Here is a 17,882-nt window from a genome sequence, read left to right on the forward strand (position 1 = left end):
TCATCGCGGCGACGACCATCCCTTATAGCTGCCGACGTTGTCGCGCGTGACGAGCGTCGACGGCAGCAGGATCGTCGAGTTGGCGGGCTTCTTGCCGTTCATCAGATCGTAGCCGACGCTCACCGCCTGCTGCGCCATCGCCCACGGATCCTGGCTCGCCGACGCCTGAACCATCGTGTCGGTCTTGAGCGCGGTTTCGATATCGGGCGCGCCATCCACCGACGTAATCACGATGTTGTTCCGATGCAGTTGCTTCGCCGCGAGGTCCGTGCCGATCGCTTGCGGATCGTTGATCGCGAACACGCCGTCGAGCTTCGGGAAACGCGTCAGATAACCCTGCATCGCGTTCATGCCGCCTTCGCGCGAGCCTTTCGCGTCCTGATCGTCGGAAAGAACCTTGATGCCCGGGTTCTTCGCGAGCACGCTCTTGCAACCGTTCACGCGATCGATCACCGCCGACACTTGCGGCCCGTTCTCGATCACCACGTTGCCCTTGCCGTTGAGCTTCTTCGCCAGATAATCGCAGGCAATCTCGCCGGCCTGCACATTGTTGGTCTGCACGGTCGCGTCCGCGCCGGCCGCCGCGACGTCCACCGCGACCACGACGATGCCCGCCTTCTGCGCCTTCTTCACCGCCGGCTCGATCGCCTTCGGATCGACGGCGTTCAGCAGGATCATGTCGACCTTCGCCGAAATGAAATTGTCGATCTGCGTGAACTGCTTGTTCATGTCGTAATCCGACGAAACAGCCGTCACCTTCACGTTCGGATTGAGCGTCTTGGCCTTCGCTTCCGCGCCCTTCGAGATCGTCACGAAGTACGGATTGCCGAGCGAGCCGACCGTGATGCCGATGGACTTCAACTGCTTGTCGGCGGCGTGCGCGGATAGCGACATCGTGAAACCGAGAGCGAGTGCGACGCTGGCGAAAAGCTTGTTGTGTTTGCGCATGTTGTTGTCTCCGGGGTGGTCCATATTTTTGAGGGCGGGCGCAAGCGGACCCGAATGCGCCCGGTTTAGCCAGATCAGGTGCGAGCCGAGCCGCGCTGACGGTAACGATCGAGCGCCACCGCGCCGATGATCACGAGGCCCTTGATGATGTACTGCCAGATATCCGACACGCCGAGCAGCACGAGGCCGTTGGAGAGCACCGCGATGATGAGTGCGCCGACCAGCGTGCCGACGATCGAACCCACGCCGCCGACGAAGCTCGTGCCGCCGAGAATGACCGCGGCGATGGCGTCGAGTTCATACGACTGGCCGAGTTGCAAACCGTTCGCGGCGTAGAGACGCGCGGCCGACATCACGGCGCCGAGACCGGCGAGCAGGCCCGAGATCGCGTAGACGAAAAGCTGGATGCCCCACACCTTGATGCCGGAAAGACGCGCCGCTTCCGGATTGCCGCCGACCGAATAGATGCGCAGTCCGAGCACCGTGCGTCGCAGGATGAACCACGACACCAGCACGACGAGCAGCGCGATGATGACGAGCCAGGGCACGCCGAAGAGCGTGTCGTTGCCGATGAACGCGAACGGCAATTGCGGATTGAAGATCGTCGTATCGTGACCGATGAGCCGCGCGATACCGCGCACGGCGGTCAGCGAACCGAGCGTCACGATGAACGGCGGCAGCTTGAGCAGCGCGATCAGCAATCCGTTGATGACGCCGAAGCCGAGACCGACGGCGAGCGCGGCGGGAATGCCGAGCCATCCCCATCCCGGAATGTTCGATGCGAGCAGTGCGGCGACCGCGCCCGCCGAGAGAATCGAGCCGACCGACAAGTCGATGCCGCCCGTCAGAATCACGAAGGTCATGCCCGCCGCGAGCACGATGTTGATCGATGCCTGCTGCGTGACGATCGACAGATTCTGGAAGCTGAAGAAGCCGTCGGTGACGATGCCGAAGCCGATGCACAGCAGGATCAGCACGGGCAGCATGCCCGCGGTTCGCATCAGCACCTGCATGCGTTCGCGATGCTCGATGCGGTTCTGCCGCTGCGATACGCTCTCCGCCTTCGCAACCGGCGCGCTGTCGTGGTGTTTCGTCGTGTTAGCCATGTCTCTCTCCAGATATCCTTTAAGCCGCCTGATCGAGCGCGACCTTCGAGCCCGTCGCCAGTTCGATGATCCCTTCCTGCGAAATCGGCTTGCCCGAATGGCCGCCGAGTTCGCCCGCGATTTCGCCTTCGCGCATCACGAGCACGCGGTCCGCCACGCCGATCACTTCCGGCAGCTCGCTCGAGATGACGATCACGCCGACGCCCGACCGCGCGAGATCGTTGATGATTCGATAAATCTCCGACTTCGCGCCGATATCGACGCCACGTGTCGGCTCGTCGAGAATCAGCACTTCGGGCTTGGTTTCGAGCAGGCGCGACAGCAGCACCTTCTGCTGATTGCCGCCTGACAGCGCGCCCACGTTCACGCGCATGTTCGGCACGCGGATGGTCAGCGCGGCGATGGCGTCCTTCGCGCGCGCGTTGCCGCGCGGCAGGTCCATCACGCCGGCTTTCGCATCGCGTCCGGCGACGGTGATATTGATGTTGTCGCGCACGCTCATGTCGAGGAAGAGGCCCTGGCCCTTGCGGTCTTCCGTCAGATAGACGAGACCGGCATCGATCGCGTCGCGCGGCGTGCGCAGCTTGAGCGGCTTCCCGTGCATCGACACTTCGCCGCGTATCGCCGGTTCCGCGCCGAAGATCAGACGCGCGAACTCCGTGCGTCCCGCGCCGACGAGTCCCGCGATGCCCAGCACTTCGCCCTTGTGCAGATCGAGGCTGCATCCTTTCACGCGATTGCCGTCCGCCATATCGCGCACGGACAGCACGACGTTGCCCGGATCGTAAGGCGCGTGCTGCTTCTTGTAGAAGCCGGAGATGTCGCGGCCGACCATCATCTTGACGAGGCTGTCGGCGGAGAGTTCGTCGCGCATCAGCGTGCCGACGTACGCGCCGTCGCGCAGCACCGAAACGCGGTCGCTCAGTTCATAAATCTCCGCCATCCGATGACTGATGTAGATGATCGCGATGCCTTCCTCGCGCAGTTGCCGCACGAGCTCGAACAGGCGATCGGTTTCGCGCGAGGAGAGCGGCGTGGTCGGCTCGTCCATCACGAGGATGCGCGCGTGAGCATGCACGGCGCGCGCGATTTCGACGAGTTGCCGCTCCGCGATCGACAGGTCGCCGACGAGCGTATGCGGCTTGAAGTTCGCACCGAGACGCTTGAGCACGTCGGTGCAGCCGCGCTCCATGCCCGCGCGATCGACGAGCCTGCCGCGCCGCAATTCGCGCCCCGCGTAAATGTTCTCCGCGACGGAAAGATTCGGCGCGAGGCTCAGTTCCTGATAGATCACCGCGACGCCGAGCGCGCGCGCGGCGAGCGGCCCGCCGATGGTGACGGTCTTGCCGTCGATCAGGATTTCTCCGCCCGCATCGGCCTGATACGCGCCCGAGAGGATTTTCATCAGCGTGGATTTGCCCGCGCCGTTTTCGCCCATCAGCGAATGCACTTCGCCGGGATAGACCGACAGACGCACGTCGTTCAACGCGCGCACGCCGGGAAAGGTTTTGCTGATGCCGCGCATTTCGAGCAGCGGCGGTCGGCTGGAAGCATCATGCGGCATGGTTCATCTCCTGCGGTTTGATGCCCGCGTGGCGGATCGCCGCGCGCGGTGAGAAGTTGAAGAACATCGGCAACGTGGCCGCGCCGATCGCGCCCGCATCCGGGCCGAAGGAGCCGCGCACGAGCGTCGGGGTGCCGCGCGCTTCGGGCGCGTTGGCGGCGAGCGTCGTCGACAGACGTGCGACGAGCTTGTCGAGGAGGCCGCCGTCGATGTCGGAATCGATCACGACCATCGGCACGTCGAGCACGCAGAGCGTCGCGCGCAGGGCGGGCGCGAGCGCTTCGATGCAGTCGTCGATCCATTCGTCGACGGCGGGAAGACTGCGCTCAATGCAAGCCTGCAGATCGACGCGGTTATCGGCCGCGGCGCCACAGTAGTTGAGATGCCGCACGAGCGCGTTCAGCGATGCGCGCGACAGCAGGATGTCCCACTGGCCGGCCGGTTGCGGCGCGGACGGCAGGCGGCTCGGCGGCACCGGAATCACGCCGATGTCGCCCGCATTGCCCGACGCGCCGCGCAGGCAGTCGCCGTTGATCGCGATGCCGCCGCCAATCGCGGAGCCGAGAAAGAGATAGACGAAGTCGTCGCAACTGCGGCCGTGGCCGTAGAAAAGCTCGGCCGTCGCGGCGGCGTTGCCGTCGTTTTCGCTGAAAACCGGCAGCGAGAGCGTGCGCGCCAGTTCATCGGCGAAATCGGTTTCGTCCCACGCGCGGAAGCGTTCGGCGGGCAGGCCGAGTTCGCGCAGCCAGCTGCCGAGATTGAAGGGCTGTGCGATGCCGATGCCCGTCAGCCGCTCGCGCTCCGGCTCGGAAAGCAGGCGAAGCATGCTTTTGACGTCGCGTTGCACGATTTTGAGCACTTCGGACGGATGCGGCAGGATGGCGTCCAGCGCGCTGCGGGCGAGCACGTCGCCGGCGAAATTCACGAGTACCGTTTCGATGCCCGTGCGATCCAGCCGCACGCCGATACCGAACGCGCCGCGCGGATCGAGCCGGATCAGCGACGCGGGCTGACCGCGCTGGCCTTCGAGACGACGACCGGTGTATTCGATCAGGCCCGCATTTTCCAACGATTCGACGATGCTGCCGACCGCCGTGCTCGTGAGATTCGCGTGACGCGCGAGATCGGCCTTCGATGCCGGCTCGGTGCGCCGCAGCGCCTGCAACAGCAGACGTTCGTTGTACCGGCGCACGCTCGCGGAATTGCTGCCTCTGCCGCTTGGGGATTTCACGCGCTGTCTCCGAAGTAGCCGGCCATCGAGTCGTGGCCATTAATTAAATCAAGTTGATTTATTTAAGACCGACGGCGCGGCGAAGTAAAGCAGGGAAATCCCGAAGCATTTTGTTCAGCGGAATGCGAAACGCGCTGCGCGACCATTGCAAACCGCGGACCCGGTGCGCTTTCACACTAGGCGATGCAATCGTCAGTTCCAAGCTTTGCGACACGGCTTTGCAGCCAGCTTTCGACGCGCGGCGCGCGCAGCGTCGTGCGGATCGATGTGCTATCGTCGGCGACACTTTTCGACACATTGGCCGCCGTTTCATGTTCTCGATTTCCGAAGCCACGCACGCGACCAAGGCCGCGCAATACGACGATCTGCTGCAGCAAGCCCGCGCGCTCCTCGCCGATGAAACCGACTTCATCGCCAACGCGGCGAATTTTTCGTCGCTCATCTATCACACGCTGCCGGATCTGAACTGGGCCGGCTTCTATCTGTTCGACGGCACCGAACTCGTGGTCGGGCCGTTTCAGGGCAAGCCGGCGTGCGTGCGGATCGCGCTTGGACGCGGCGTCTGCGGCACGGCGGCGCGCGAACGGCGCACGCAGGTCGTGCCGGACGTGCACGCGTTTCCGGGCCACATCGCCTGCGATTCGGCGTCGCGCTCGGAGATCGTCGTGCCGCTCGTCGGAAGCGACGGCGCGCTGATCGGCGTGTGGGACGTCGATAGCCCCGTGCCGAACCGCTTCGACGATGAAGACGCGCTCGGCATGGAAGCGCTGTGCGCCGAGTTCATCGCGCTCGCGCGGAAAAAATGAACGTCGAAGCAGCGGATAACGGCGCGGCCGCGCTCGTGGAAGCGGCATCGCGCTGAGAATTTGTCCTGATCGGACGACTGGTCGCGTGCGTCTACAATGGGACGTTTTCATCCGTCTCAAAATTTCATGACGAGCCTCGTCCGCCGCCGCCTGCTTGCCGCATGCGCCATGAGCGCGTGTGCGTTCGCGCGCGTGCGCGACGTGCGCGCGGCATCGGACAAGGCGACCGTCGCGCTCGTGATGAAGTCGCTCGGCGATCCGTTCGTCGTGTCGATGATCGAAGGCGCGCGCAACTATCAGCGCCATTACGCATCGCAGCTCGATCTCACGACGAACGGCACGCTCACCGACAACGACGTCGCCGGGCAGATTCACATCGTCGAGTCGCTCATCGAAGCGAAGGTCAACGCGATCGTCATCGCGCCGGCGGATTCGAAGGCGCTGCTGCCGGTGGCGGCGAAGGCGATCGCGGCGGGCATCATCGTAATCGCCATCGACAATCCTTTCGACGAAGCCGCGCAGGACGCGGCGCGCGTCACGATTCCGTTCGTCGGACCGGACAGCCGGCGCGGGGCGAGGCTCGTCGGTGGGTATCTCGGCTCGAAGCTGAAGGCGGGCGATGAAGTCGGGATCATCGGCGGGCCGGCGAACGATCGCAACGCGCAGCAGCGCACGGTCGGCTTCACGGACGCGATGAACGCGGCGGGCATGCGTATCGCCGCCGTCGACAGCGGCGACTGGACCCTCGTGAGCGGCAAGGCGAGTGCGCTGGAGATGCTCTATGCGCATCCGGACTTGCGCGGCTTGCTCTGCGCGAACGACAACATCGCGATGGGCGCGATCGACGCGATCCGCATCGCCGGAAAAAGGGGCCGCGTGCTGGTGACGGGCTACAACAACATCGAAACCGTGCAGCCGATGCTCGACGACGGCCGCCTGCTTGCGACCGTCGAGCAATTCGGCGCGCGGCAGGCGGTGTTCGGTCTGGATGTCGCGGTGAAGGCGCTCGTGGAGAAGCGGCGGCAGAGAGACTTGTCGCCGTATATGGAAACGCCGGTGCAACTGGTGACGAGAGGGGCAGCGAAGGGGTTTCGGTTCGGGGCTTCTTAGAGCGCGTTAAACCAGCCCCCGCGCCGCAAGACTCCGATACAGCGCCCGCACCCCGAACGTCCACGGCTCGATTTCCGTCGACAGCTTCACCGTATTGACGAGCGCGCCGAGACTGGGCGTCGAGATCGTCACGACATCGCCGAGATGATGCGTGAAGCCGCCGCCTTCGGTGTCGCGGTCCTTGATCGGCGAGAACATCGTGCCGAGGAACAGCATGAATCCATCCGGATACTGATGATGCGCGCCGTGCGTCTGCGTGACGAGATCCGCCGGATCGCGGCTGATCTCGCTCATGTGGCTCACGCCTTCGAGCACGAAGCCATCGTCCGCGCCTTCGATGCGCAGCGACACGCTCGTCGCGCGCACCGAATCCAGCGTGAAGCGCTCGTCGAAAAGACGCACGAACGGGCCGATCGCGCACGACGCGTTGTTGTCCTTCGCCTTGCCCAGCAACAGCGCGCTGCGGCCTTCGATATCGCGCAGATTCACGTCGTTGCCGAGCGTCGCGCCGACGATCTCGCCACGCGCATTCACCGCCAGCACGATCTCCGGCTCCGGGTTGTTCCATTTCGACGTCGGATACAGGCCGACATCCGCGCCGAACCCGACCGACGACATCGGCTGCGACTTCGAAAACACTTCCGCGTCCGGCCCGATGCCCACTTCCATGTATTGCGACCACGCGCCGCGACGCTCCAGTTCGGCCTTCAGCTTCATCGCGGCGTCCGAGCCGGGCTCGATCTTCGACAGATCCGCGCCGATCAGCTTGTTGATCGTGTCGCGCACTTCCTGCGCGCGGCTTGCGTCGCCGCCCGCCTGCTCTTCGATGACGCGCTCCAGCAAACTCACCGCGAACGTGACGCCGCACGCCTTCACCGCCTGCACGTCGCAGGGTGCGAGCAGGCGCAGGCCGCCGGCCGATGCATCGAGCGTCGCTTGCAGCAGATCCTGAACGTTGCCGAGATGCTCGCCTTCGGCGTTGCGGGCGATGTCGAGCGCATCGGCGTGATCGAAGAGGTCGGCGGTGGTCGGCGCGGCGCGCGTGATGTCGAACACTTCGCCCTTGCGCACCGCGACGACGGCGGGACCGTTCACGGGCGCAGGGCGCCAGACACGGCCGATCAGCACGGCGTCGGCGAAATCTTCGGGCAGACAGGAGGAGACGTTGACGGTTTGCATGAATGCGATGACAGGCGGGAGAGGAATGCCGATCGTAGCCCGCGTGTCGAAGAGTGTCCATTGGGTTGATTAAATGTCCAACCTGTTGGAATAATGCGGTCATGGAAAAAACTTACGACGTTCCCGCGCTGCGCCGCGCCAGCGACATTCTCGAAGCGCTCGCCGCCGCCGCGAAACCGGTGCGTGCGGCCGCGCTCGCGGAACAAACCGGCCTCTCGCGCAGCACGCTTTATCTGATGCTGGAAACGCTCGCGCGCATGCAATGGATCGAAAAGCGCGACGACGGCTACATGATCGGCGTCGGTCTCTTCGAGCTCGGCAACGCCTATGTGCGGCACGACAAGCTGCAAGCCGCGTTTCGCGAAGGCGCCGGCGCGTTCATCAACAAGCACAACGAGGTCGTGCAGCTCGCCGTGCTCGACGGCGTGCAGGTTGTCTACATCGCGCGCGAGGACGCGCATCGTCCGGTGCGGCTCGTGTCGGATCTCGGCTCGCGTCTGCCCGCGCATTGCTGCGCGCTCGGCAAGGCGCTGCTTTCCGGAATGACCGATGAAGCCGTGATCGAGCGCCTGCCCGACCGTCTCGAAGCGGTGACGCCGCGCACCATCACGCGGCGCGCGGCGCTACTGCGCGAACTCGCGTCGATTCGCGCGAGCGGTCTCGCGGTCGAGCGCGAGGAAGTCGCGGAAGGCCTCGCGTGTTTCGCGGCTTACGTCGGGATGACGCCGGCGGGCAAGCGCGTCGCGGTATCGACGAGCGTGCCGGTCGGCCGGCTCGATCCGAAACGTGAGAAGCAGATTTCGATCGGCATCGTGCAGCTTGCAGCTCACCTGCGCGGCGCGCTCTGACGATGTGATACGCGCGTGCCAGCGCAGGCCGACGAAGCGGCGACGCGCGCGTGATCGGTTCCTGCGGAAAGCGGTGCGCTCGCGTGCGCCGCGATCAGCACGTCGCATGTTGCGTGCGAGCACACTACATCGCGCAGACGCGCTTCGCCGTGCCGCCAGCCGGTTTCCGCCTCGCCGCCGAGCACGATCAGATCCGCGCCCGCCGCTTTCGCCTCGCGCGCGATCAGTTCGCCGACGCTCGTGCCGTCGAGCGGCTGCGTGACGCTACGCGCAATGCCGTCGATGCCCGCGCTATCGATTAATCGCGCCGCATAGCGCGTGACGGCACGCGCGTGATCCTCGATGACATCGAGCGTTTCGCCCGGATTGCTGTCGGCGGTGACGATGGCCCACCACGGCGCCTGATCGACGATGTGCAGCGCGGTCAGCCGCGCGTTGCAGTCGCGGGCGCGCGTGATGGCGGTGGTCAGGGCGCTTTCGCTGAGGCTCGTGCCGACCGCGACGAGAATGTGCTTGTACATGATGAGTCTCCGTCTGTTTGGTTCAGAGCGGATGATCGGCTCGCAAAGTTAGCGGGAAATGAGCGCGCAATTGCATCTTTTACAAAGCGGCTTAAATCGCTGGCCATTGCGCCCGCGCCGCTGCGCCTTCGCGTATCGAAACCGTAAGGGAATACCGTTTGCTGATCGTGTGCCTTCCGAATGCCTCCATCGAGCGTCCGAGCGCTCCGGCATTCGCGCAACTTCGCCCGGCGTTCGTCCGGGTCTCACCCGATTACCCGATAGCGAGCGGCGATGTCAGACCGAGACGACTCCGATACTCAAGACGAAGCGCGCGAGAATGATCGCAAGGACGCGAAAGACGACGGCGACAAAGCGGAAGACAAAGCGCGCAAGAAGCCCGGCAAAAAGCCGCTGATCATTCTGGGCGTCGTCGTCGTGGTGCTGGCGATCGGCGCGTTCGTCTGGTGGTTCCTGACGCGCAATCAGGTCAGCACCGACGACGCCTACACCGACGGCGATGCCGTCACGATCGCGCCGAAGGTATCGGGCTATGTCGTGACGATGAACATCGACGACAACCGCTTCGTGCACAAAGGCGATCTGCTCATCAGGATCGATCCGCGCGATTATCAGGCGCAACTCGATCAGGCCAACGCGCAGCTCGGTCTCGCGCAGGCGCAACTGCACGCGGCGCAAACGCAGCTCGAAGTGGCGCGCGTGCAGTATCCCGCGCAGCTCGCAGAGGCCCAGGCGCAGGAACTCAACGCGCGCGCCAATCTCGCGCAGGCGAGCGCGGCGTACGAGCGGCAGCATTCCGTCGATATCCGCGCGACGTCGCAACAAAACATCGACACCGCGGACGCGCAGCAAAAGAGCGCGCAGGCGAACGTCGCGCAGGCGCGTGCGCAGGTCCGCACCGCGAGCCTCGTGCCGCAGCAGATCGCGCAAGTCGTGGCGACCGTCGAGGAGCGGCGTCAGCAAGTGCGGCAGGCGCAGGCGCAAGTCGAATCGGCGCAACTGAATCTCTCGTACACGGAACTGCGCGCGCCCGCCGATGGCTGGATCACGAAGCGCAACGTGCAATACGGCACGTTCCTGCAGGCGGGCACGTCGATACTTTCGCTCGTCACGACGCGCGTCTGGATCAGCGCGAACTTCAAGGAGTCGCAACTGGATCGGATGCAGCCGGGCGACAAGGTCGATATCGAGGTCGATGCGTATCCCGACATGAAGCTGCACGGCCACGTCGACAGCGTGCAGCTCGGCAGCGGATCGCGCTTCTCCGCGTTCCCCGCCGAAAACGCGACGGGCAACTTCGTGAAGATCGTTCAGCGCGTGCCGGTGAAGATCGTCATCGACGATGGATTGAAGCCGGGCACATCGCTGCCGCTCGGGCTTTCGGTCGTGCCGACCGTCATGCTGCGCCATTGACATCATGAGCGACAGCACCGCGGAACACGACCACAGCGGCTGGAAGCCGAGCGCGAATCCGTGGCTCATCGCCGTGGTCGTCACGCTCGCGGCGTTCATGGAAGTGCTCGACACGACCATCGTGAACGTCGCGCTGCCGCACATTTCCGGCACGATGTCCGCGAGCTACGACGAAGCGACGTGGACACTCACGTCCTATCTCGTCGCGAACGGCATCGTGCTGCCGCTTTCGGCGTACTTCTCGAAGATACTCGGGCGCAAGCGCTACTTTCTCATCTGCATCGGGGCGTTCACGGTCTGCTCGTTCATGTGCGGCATCGCGTCGAATCTCGGTGAACTGATCGTCTTCCGGATTCTGCAGGGCTTCTTCGGCGGCGGCCTGCAACCGAGCCAGCAATCGATCATTCTCGATACCTTTCCGCCCGAGCAGCGCGGCCGCGCGTTCTCGATCTCGGCGGTCGCGATCGTCGTCGCGCCGGTGCTCGGACCGACGCTCGGCGGCTGGATCACCGATAACTTCACCTGGCGCTGGGTCTTTCTCATCAACGTGCCGGTGGGCGTGCTGACGACCATCGCGGTGATGCAGTTCGTCGAAGATCCGCCGTGGGAAAAACGGCAAGACCCGAAGAAGATCGGCATCGATGTGGTCGGCATCAGTCTCATCGCGCTCGGGCTCGGCTGTCTGCAAGTATTTCTCGATCGCGGCGAGGACGACGACTGGTTCGCGTCGAACTTCATCGTGACGTTCGCGGTGCTCGCGGCGGTAGGCATCGTCGGCGCGACATTCTGGCTGCTGTACGCGAAGCGGCCCGTCGTCGATCTTCGCGTGATGAAAGATCGCAACTTCGCGCTCGGTTCGGCGGCTATCGTCGGATTCGCATCGGTGCTGTACGGCAGCGCCGTGCTGATACCGCAGCTCGCGCAACAGCAGCTCGGCTACACGGCGACGCTCGCGGGCCTCGTGCTCTCGCCGGGCGCGATCTGCATCGTGTTCCTGATTCCCGTCGTCAGCAAGCTGATGAACGTGATTCAGACGCGCTTTCTCGTCGCGTTCGGCTTCTTTCTGATGGGATGCGCGCTCTTGTATTCGCATCATCTCGTGCCGAACGTCGATTACGTGACGCTGACGAAGATGCGCAGCGCGCAATCCATCGGCATCGGCTTTCTGTTCGTGCCGGTCACGACGCTCGCGTATCTGTCACTGCCGAAGTCGCTCAACAACGATGCCTCCGCGCTCTTCACGATGTTTCGCAACGTCGCGGGATCGATCGGCATCTCGCTCGCGACCGCGATGATCCGCGAGCGCACGCAGGCGAACATGGCGCATATGGTCGAGCATCTGACGCCGCTCAATCAGCCGTACAACGAGTCGGTGCAACGCATCGCGCGCACGCTGATGGACAGTGGCCAGACGATGTCGCAAGCGATGTCCGCCGCGACCGGGCAGATGTACAAGACGCTCGTATCGCAGGCGACCATCCTCGCGTATCTCGACGTGTTCGCCGCGTGCGCGATCTTCGCGTTCATGTTCATACCGCTCACGTTTTTCTTTTCGCCCGTGAAGGCTTCGGGCCAGGCGGGAGGGCATTGAGATGAAGCTGCGTCCAATCATTCCGTTCATTCCGATGTTCGCGCTCGCATTGAGCGCGTGCGCGGTCGGCCCGGATTTCACGCCGCCGAAAGCCGATGTTCCCGATAACTGGCGCGACACGCAGCGCGCGCAGAACGCGCCGGACGATCCGCGCGTGCCCTATGCCGACGCGCCATCGACGGCGCAGACTTCCGCCGATCCCGATCCGCGCTGGTGGAAGCAGTTCAACGATGCGACGCTCGATGCGCTGATCGAACGCGCCATCGCGGGCAATCTCGATTTGCAGAGCGCGGTGCTGCGCATCGCGGCGGCGCGGGAAGAGAGCGTGTCGGCGGCGGCGCAGGGCTTGCCGCAGTTGAGCGCGAATGCGAGCGTGAAGCGTCAGCAACTCGGCTTGAAAGGCCTGCTCGAATCGCAAGGCGTGTACGACAAGCTCGACGGTCTCGGCGCGAACGGCGCGCAGATCCGTCAGGGACTCGATTCCGCGACCGGTCCGGTCACGCTGTTTCAGGACGGCTTCGACGCATCGTGGGAACTCGATCTTTTTGGCCGCGTGCGGCGTTCGGTGGAATCGGCGAATGCGCAGACGCAGGCTGAAATCGAAAGTCGCAACGACGCGCTCGTTTCGCTCGAATCGGAAGTCGCACGCACGTATGCGCAATTGCGCGGCGCGCAGGCGATCAAGCAGATCACACTCGCCGAGATCGACGCCGAAGAGCAGATTCTCGATCTCACGCGCGAACAGGCGCGCGTCGGCCTGACGAGCCAGCAGGACGTGCAGAGCGCGAGCGCGCAAGTCGGATCGTTGCAGGCGCAACTGCCGACGCTCGATGCGCAGATCGCGCAGGCGATGAACGGTCTCGCCGTGCTGACCGGCAACGCGCCGGGCACGCTCGACGCGGAACTGTCCGATGCGCGCGCGTTGCCGCCGGTGCCGCCGGTCGTGCCGATCGGCTTGCCGTCGACGCTCGCGCGCCGTCGTCCAGACATTCGCCGCGCGGAGGCGCAACTGCATTCCGCGACCGCTGAAGTCGGCGTCGCGGTGGCGCAGATGTATCCGGATATCTCACTAACTGGGCAGGTCGGCACGCGTGCAACGAAGGCGCGCTATCTCGCGCATTGGTCGAGCCTGTTCTGGTCGGTCGGGCCGAGCATTTCGCTGCCGATTTTCGAAGGCGGCGCGTTGCGCGCGAACGTGCGCGTGGCGAAGGCGCAGGCGGGGCAAGCGGCGTTGCAGTATCGGCAGACGGTGCTCAACGCGTTGCAGGAAGTAGATAACGCGCTGGTTTCGTATCGGACCGAACAGGACCGGCGCGCGGCGCTCACGCGCACGGTCGAGGCGAATCGCGTCAGCCTGCAACTCGCGACGGACAGTTATCGCAAAGGACTCACGCCTTTCGTGACCGTGCTCGATGCCGAACGTCAGCTTGCGCAGACGCGCGAGCAGCTCGCGCAATCGACCGTCAACGTGACGACCGATCTCATCGCCGTGTACAAGTCGCTCGGCGGCGGATGGCAGGACGACGCATCCGCGACCGCGCAAAACTAACGTCTGCGCTTTTTCCAGTCGTAGTCGGCGGGCGGATCGGCGACGCCGGGCTTGCCGACCGAATGCGGGTTTTCACTGCATAGCGTGACGAAGCCGATGTTCTCGCCAGCGGCTTGACGGCGGCGCAGGTCTTCGGCGAAGCGCAGCGCATCGGCGAGCGCGTTCGCATCGAAGCGCTTGTAGCGTGCCGCGCCTTCGGCGTCAGGGTTGTCGCCAAGCCAATACACGACGAACATCGATTAGCCTCTCGTTTGGAGATGAATGCACCATCGTCGACGCTCATGCGACGACGATGCAAATCCTGCACGGCGCGCGTGCATCGACGCGCCGCGACAGCCACCGGGTAATCCCGAAGTGTAACGTCGGCGCGCCGCATGCCGCCTGACGCCACGCTTTTGCGGGCCCGCGAGGGAATGATCGTTGCTGTCATCTCCGTTCATTCCGAGGCCCGAACGATGCAACGACACGAACGTGTTTCCACGCGAGCGCTGTGGCAGATTCCGCCGCGCGCGACGTGCTGCGACGAGCCGCGCGTGCTCATCGCCGATGACGACATGGACGCGACGCGCGCGATCTGTCTCGCGCTCGAAGACGCCGACTTCACCGTGCGCGCGGTGCACACGGGCCTCGACGCCGTGTCGCTCGCGCGCAAGTGGCGGCCGGGCGTCGTACTGCTCGATCTGATGATGCCGCTCGGCGATGGCTGGGAAGCGGCCGAAGCGATCCGCGCCATCGATCTGTCGATGTTGCTGCTCGCGCATACGAGTTGCACGGATCCGCAGGATCTGTCGCGCGCGCAGCGCACCGGCTTCAACGGCTACTTTGTCAAGCCGACCGAACTCGACGGCATGATCGCGGTGCTGCGCGATTATTTCTCGGCGCGTCAAGGCGAGGGCGATCATGCATCGGTGCGCTTGCGCTGAACGAGTTCGAGCTTCGGCGCGAATGGTTCGACATCGCGCTCTGCGTCCGCTTTCAACATGTCTTCCCAGTACTGACAATAGCCGGCCCAGAACGGCATCTGCGTATGCGCGGATGCAGCCGTCGGCAGCGGATCGGGCAGCATGCGGCGCAGGCGCCCGATCTCCTTGTGCTTCCACTGCAGCAGCGCGCGGCGCTCTCCGCGCCGCGGCGGGCACATTTCGTTCATGCTCGCAACAGCTATCGAGAAACCCTCGGCGGGGCGCGATGCCATTTTCGTCAGCACCGCGGTCTGCGGGCGCGGCCCGCGTTCGTGACAGATGATCGCGCCGATCTGCCCAAGGATGTACATCGCTTTCGCCATCGGCGGTTCGGAATGGTGTTGCATGGCGCCTCTCTTTTTATCGTTATGAGTCTTCGTGCACGGCGCTCGAAGTTTTCTCGATCTTGATGTGAATGCGTCCAGGCGACGCATTTATAAGATACCGTATTGAGATTAATCCGAAATGTGCATCGACAAAAAGATACAGTCGCGCCGTCTCTTTCACGCCATGTCGAGCACATGGCGCTCGAACAGGTCGCGCATGTTGCGATGTGCATCGCCGCTATCGCGCGTCGTGGCCGCGACGATCCGCTCTCGTTGGGCGATGAAGATGAACTGGCCGCCGTGTCCCGCCGCGAAGACATAACGCGGATCGATCCAGCAGAGATAGCCGTATTGCGCGTCCATCGGCGGGCCGCCGTCGCTTTGCACCGACATGGCATCGTCGATGAACGCTTCCTCGACGATGCGCGCGCCACGCCATGCGCCGCGATGCATCATCAGAAGGCCGAGCGAAATCATGTCGCGTGCGCGCAGCAGGAGACCGCGCCCGCCGAACGTGTGACCGTCCTCGTCGCTGATCCATTCGCTCGCTTCGATGCCGAGCGGCGCGAACAGCGTGTCGCGCGCGTAATCGGCGAGCGTGCGCCCCGTCGCGGATTCGAGCGCCAGCGACAGCAACTGGACCGCGTGCGAATCGTATTGAAAGCGCGTGCCCGGCTCGCTCGCGAAGGGCCGCGAGAGAATGAAGCGCAGCCGGCTTTCATCGTCCGAGAAGCGCTCGCAACTGCCGAGCACGCAGTCGTCGATGGTGCGCTGGTCCCATTCGAATCCCGATGTCATCATGAGCAGATGCCTGAGCGTGATGCGCTGCACGCGATGATCGAGCGCCGTGTCGCACATGGGCGGCACAAGGCGCGCGGCGGGGGTATCGAGCGGCGGAAGCGCGCCTTCGCGAAGCGCCGCGCCGACGGCAAGCGCGACGATGGTCTTCGTGGCCGAGTTGATGTTTTCGAGCGATTCCGGCGTCACGTCCTCACGATAATGTTCGAACGCGATCGCATCGTCGTGCGCGACGATGAAGCTTCGCACGCCGGATTCGTTCGTCAGCGCTTCGCGTAAGGAAGAAGTCGTCATTTAAAAAGGATCACGAAGTAAATGAGGAAGGCTTCGTTTCGTCCGCGTGCATGCAGGAACGAATCGTGTTACACAGTCAGCAATCCGGATGCCACGCACGGCGGCATCGCAGCCTTTCAGCGGTTTCAACTCACTTTCAGCGAGCCCGAATTTGTCAGTCCGACGACTCGCGACGCTCTGGCGTCTTGGCCGGGCGTTCGTCCGCGAAAGCCATCTGACCGGCGACGGCGCAGCGATGACGCGCGTCGCGCGCTTCTTCGCCACGCATGGCGCGCGCGCCGCGCCGCTGGCGGCGGGCGTGCCCGCGCTTTCGCAACTTTCGCGCGTGCTGGAGAACGCGTCCGGCGCGCTCGCGAGTCATCCGGCGCTTGCCGAAACGGCGGTGCGCGTCGCGCTGTCCGAACTCGACGGGCTCTTCACGCCGTACGACGCAACGCGCTTTCGCGACGCTTGCAGAGCCGCATTCCCGCCCGCGCTTTCCTTCGAACTCACCGAGTTGAGCGCGGTGCCGTTGCGCTCGGGCATCGCGGAGCAGACGCATCGTGCTCGCATCCGCGATATGGCGGTGCGCGTCACGCTATTGCGCGCCGACGCGCATGCCGAACTCGCTGACGATCTCGACCTCGCGCTCGCGGCTGCGCGTTTCGCGGAACGCCGTTCGGCGAAGGCGCGCGAGATGCATCCGGTGGAATGGGTGCGCCGTTCACGCGAGAGCGTCGATGCGATGATCGACTTGCGCCAGCGCGCCGCCGATCAGAGCTACTTGCGCTTTCGCCTGCGCGACGACGCGCGTCTCGCCGTGCCAGAAGTGCTCTGGGACTATTGCAACGACTCGGTGCTGACGACACGCGCGATCGAAACGGCCGCACTGTCGGATGCGCAAGCGCTCGCGTCATGCGGGCTCGATCAGGCCGATGTCCTCGCGACGCTCATCGAAGCGTTCTTCGAAATGGCGCTGGGCGTCGGGCTGTATCACGCGGGACTGGACGCGGCGGGCGCGCGCGTGGGCATCGAAGGCGAGACGCGCGGGCAAATCGTGCTGGAAGCCGACAATCCGATGATGTTCTTCGCGGCGCACGAGCGCGACTTCATCGTCGGCGTATCGCATGCGCTGATGGAGGGCGATCACAAGGCGGCCGCGCGCGCACATCTCGAGCACGGCCGGCCCGAGACGCATGCGACGCATCACGAAGTGCGCGTCGAAGCGACGTATCGGCGCGAAGCCGAGCGCTTTGCTTCGCCGCACGCACGCAGCAAGGTCGGTGTCGCGCATCTGTTCGGCGCGATCGGCAAGGCGCCCGCCGAACATATGTTCAGCGCGTCGCACGGGCGCATCGCGTCGCGCGCGGTGCTGCTCGCGCGTTCGGCGGAACGCATCGAGCGCCTTGCGGAGGACATCGCGCCGGACGTCGACGTATGGAAGATCGCGCGCAGGGTCATCGTGCGGCTCGCGGCGGATCAGATCGGCTTCAGAAGCATGGCGGCGCGCTTTGCGCACGAAGCGACGCACTGGCCGCACACACTGCCGCGTCTGCCGCGGCTCATCGCACAGCGGGCGGATGCGGCGGGCGCGTTTCGGCGGGACTGAGGGGCGCAGCGAAGCGTTTCATTTTTCTCTCCGCAGCAACAGTTGTTC

The 17,882-nt window shown here is 64.6% G+C and carries 16 protein-coding genes and 1 pseudogene; 8 read left to right on the top strand and 9 right to left on the bottom strand.

Annotated features, from left to right (window positions below):
• The 4 genes and pseudogenes from NCS00_RS24535 to NCS00_RS24550 form a co-directional block, all read right to left on the bottom strand.
• Positions 1–894: an ABC transporter substrate-binding protein gene (locus tag NCS00_RS24535; RefSeq protein ID WP_404989962.1), complete on the bottom strand. Its 894-nt coding sequence runs from the start codon at positions 892–894 to the stop codon at positions 1–3.
• Between the two features lie 128 nt (positions 895–1,022).
• Positions 1,023–1,973 (bottom strand): annotated as a pseudogene (locus tag NCS00_RS24540) (ABC transporter permease subunit); the annotation flags it as partial.
• A gap of 100 nt (positions 1,974–2,073) precedes the next feature.
• A complete protein-coding gene (locus NCS00_RS24545) occupies positions 2,074–3,618 on the bottom strand; it encodes a sugar ABC transporter ATP-binding protein (protein WP_250441223.1) in 1,545 nt (514 codons plus the stop codon).
• Entirely contained in the window at positions 3,608–4,849 is a 1,242-nt protein-coding gene (locus NCS00_RS24550; RefSeq protein WP_175982673.1) for an ROK family transcriptional regulator, read from the bottom strand. Before NCS00_RS24550 ends, NCS00_RS24545 begins: the two co-directional genes overlap by 11 nt.
• A 311-nt stretch (positions 4,850–5,160) precedes the next feature.
• Between NCS00_RS24550 and msrC the strand changes: the two genes are divergently transcribed.
• On the top strand, positions 5,161–5,655 hold the full coding sequence (gene msrC / locus NCS00_RS24555) for a free L-methionine (R)-S-oxide reductase MsrC (protein WP_250441224.1): 495 nt from the start codon (positions 5,161–5,163) through the stop codon (positions 5,653–5,655).
• Between the two features lie 126 nt (positions 5,656–5,781).
• Complete coding sequence (locus tag NCS00_RS24560) at positions 5,782–6,765, top strand: substrate-binding domain-containing protein (protein ID WP_033536490.1); 984 nt, start codon at positions 5,782–5,784, stop codon at positions 6,763–6,765.
• Between the two features lie 6 nt (positions 6,766–6,771).
• Here NCS00_RS24560 and NCS00_RS24565 read toward each other — a convergent pair whose 3' ends face one another.
• Positions 6,772–7,944, bottom strand: coding sequence for a fumarylacetoacetate hydrolase family protein (locus NCS00_RS24565; RefSeq protein ID WP_008349133.1), 1,173 nt, complete (start codon positions 7,942–7,944; stop codon positions 6,772–6,774).
• Positions 7,945–8,045: 101 nt separating this feature from the next.
• Here NCS00_RS24565 and NCS00_RS24570 point away from each other — a divergent pair, with 101 nt between their 5' ends.
• Entirely contained in the window at positions 8,046–8,792 is a 747-nt protein-coding gene (locus NCS00_RS24570) for an IclR family transcriptional regulator (protein ID WP_008349131.1), read from the top strand.
• Here NCS00_RS24570 and NCS00_RS24575 read toward each other — a convergent pair.
• A complete protein-coding gene (locus NCS00_RS24575; RefSeq protein WP_250441225.1) occupies positions 8,771–9,313 on the bottom strand; it encodes a universal stress protein in 543 nt (180 codons plus the stop codon). The two genes, NCS00_RS24570 and NCS00_RS24575, sit on opposite strands and share 22 nt — an antisense overlap.
• A gap of 273 nt (positions 9,314–9,586) precedes the next feature.
• Between NCS00_RS24575 and NCS00_RS24580 the strand changes: the two genes are divergently transcribed.
• Genes NCS00_RS24580 through NCS00_RS24590 form a run of 3 tightly spaced genes read left to right on the top strand, consistent with a single transcriptional unit; the run spans position 9,587 to position 13,866 of the window.
• Complete coding sequence (locus tag NCS00_RS24580; RefSeq protein ID WP_250441226.1) at positions 9,587–10,726, top strand: HlyD family secretion protein; 1,140 nt, start codon at positions 9,587–9,589, stop codon at positions 10,724–10,726.
• Between the two features lie 4 nt (positions 10,727–10,730).
• Entirely contained in the window at positions 10,731–12,317 is a 1,587-nt protein-coding gene (locus NCS00_RS24585) for a DHA2 family efflux MFS transporter permease subunit (protein ID WP_008349125.1), read from the top strand.
• 1 nt (position 12,318) lies between these two features.
• Positions 12,319–13,866 (top strand): efflux transporter outer membrane subunit, encoded by a 1,548-nt coding sequence (locus NCS00_RS24590; RefSeq protein WP_250441227.1) that lies wholly within the window; start codon positions 12,319–12,321, stop codon positions 13,864–13,866.
• Here NCS00_RS24590 and NCS00_RS24595 read toward each other — a convergent pair.
• The gene (locus NCS00_RS24595) at positions 13,863–14,102 is read right to left on the bottom strand and encodes a hypothetical protein (protein ID WP_175982667.1); all 240 of its coding nucleotides are present in this window, start codon (positions 14,100–14,102) and stop codon (positions 13,863–13,865) included. The genes NCS00_RS24590 and NCS00_RS24595 overlap by 4 nt on opposite strands.
• A 219-nt stretch (positions 14,103–14,321) precedes the next feature.
• On the opposite strand from NCS00_RS24595, the gene NCS00_RS24600 reads away from it, so the two are divergent.
• A complete protein-coding gene (locus NCS00_RS24600; RefSeq protein ID WP_175982666.1) occupies positions 14,322–14,789 on the top strand; it encodes a response regulator in 468 nt (155 codons plus the stop codon).
• Here the strand turns inward: NCS00_RS24600 and NCS00_RS24605 are convergent.
• Both NCS00_RS24605 and NCS00_RS24610 read right to left on the bottom strand, forming a co-directional pair.
• On the bottom strand, positions 14,765–15,175 hold the full coding sequence (locus tag NCS00_RS24605) for a hypothetical protein (protein WP_008349118.1): 411 nt from the start codon (positions 15,173–15,175) through the stop codon (positions 14,765–14,767). The two genes, NCS00_RS24600 and NCS00_RS24605, sit on opposite strands and share 25 nt — an antisense overlap.
• Before the next feature lie 156 nt (positions 15,176–15,331).
• Positions 15,332–16,246, bottom strand: coding sequence for a serine hydrolase domain-containing protein (locus NCS00_RS24610; RefSeq protein WP_250441228.1), 915 nt, complete (start codon positions 16,244–16,246; stop codon positions 15,332–15,334).
• Positions 16,247–16,397: 151 nt separating this feature from the next.
• Here NCS00_RS24610 and NCS00_RS24615 point away from each other — a divergent pair, with 151 nt between their 5' ends.
• Positions 16,398–17,834 (top strand): AarF/UbiB family protein, encoded by a 1,437-nt coding sequence (locus tag NCS00_RS24615; protein WP_250441229.1) that lies wholly within the window; start codon positions 16,398–16,400, stop codon positions 17,832–17,834.
• Positions 17,835–17,882: the final 48 nt, after the last annotated feature.

The organism is Caballeronia sp. AZ1_KS37 (assembly GCF_023631165.1).
In the GTDB taxonomy this organism is placed as follows: Bacteria; Pseudomonadota; Gammaproteobacteria; order Burkholderiales; family Burkholderiaceae; genus Caballeronia; species Caballeronia zhejiangensis.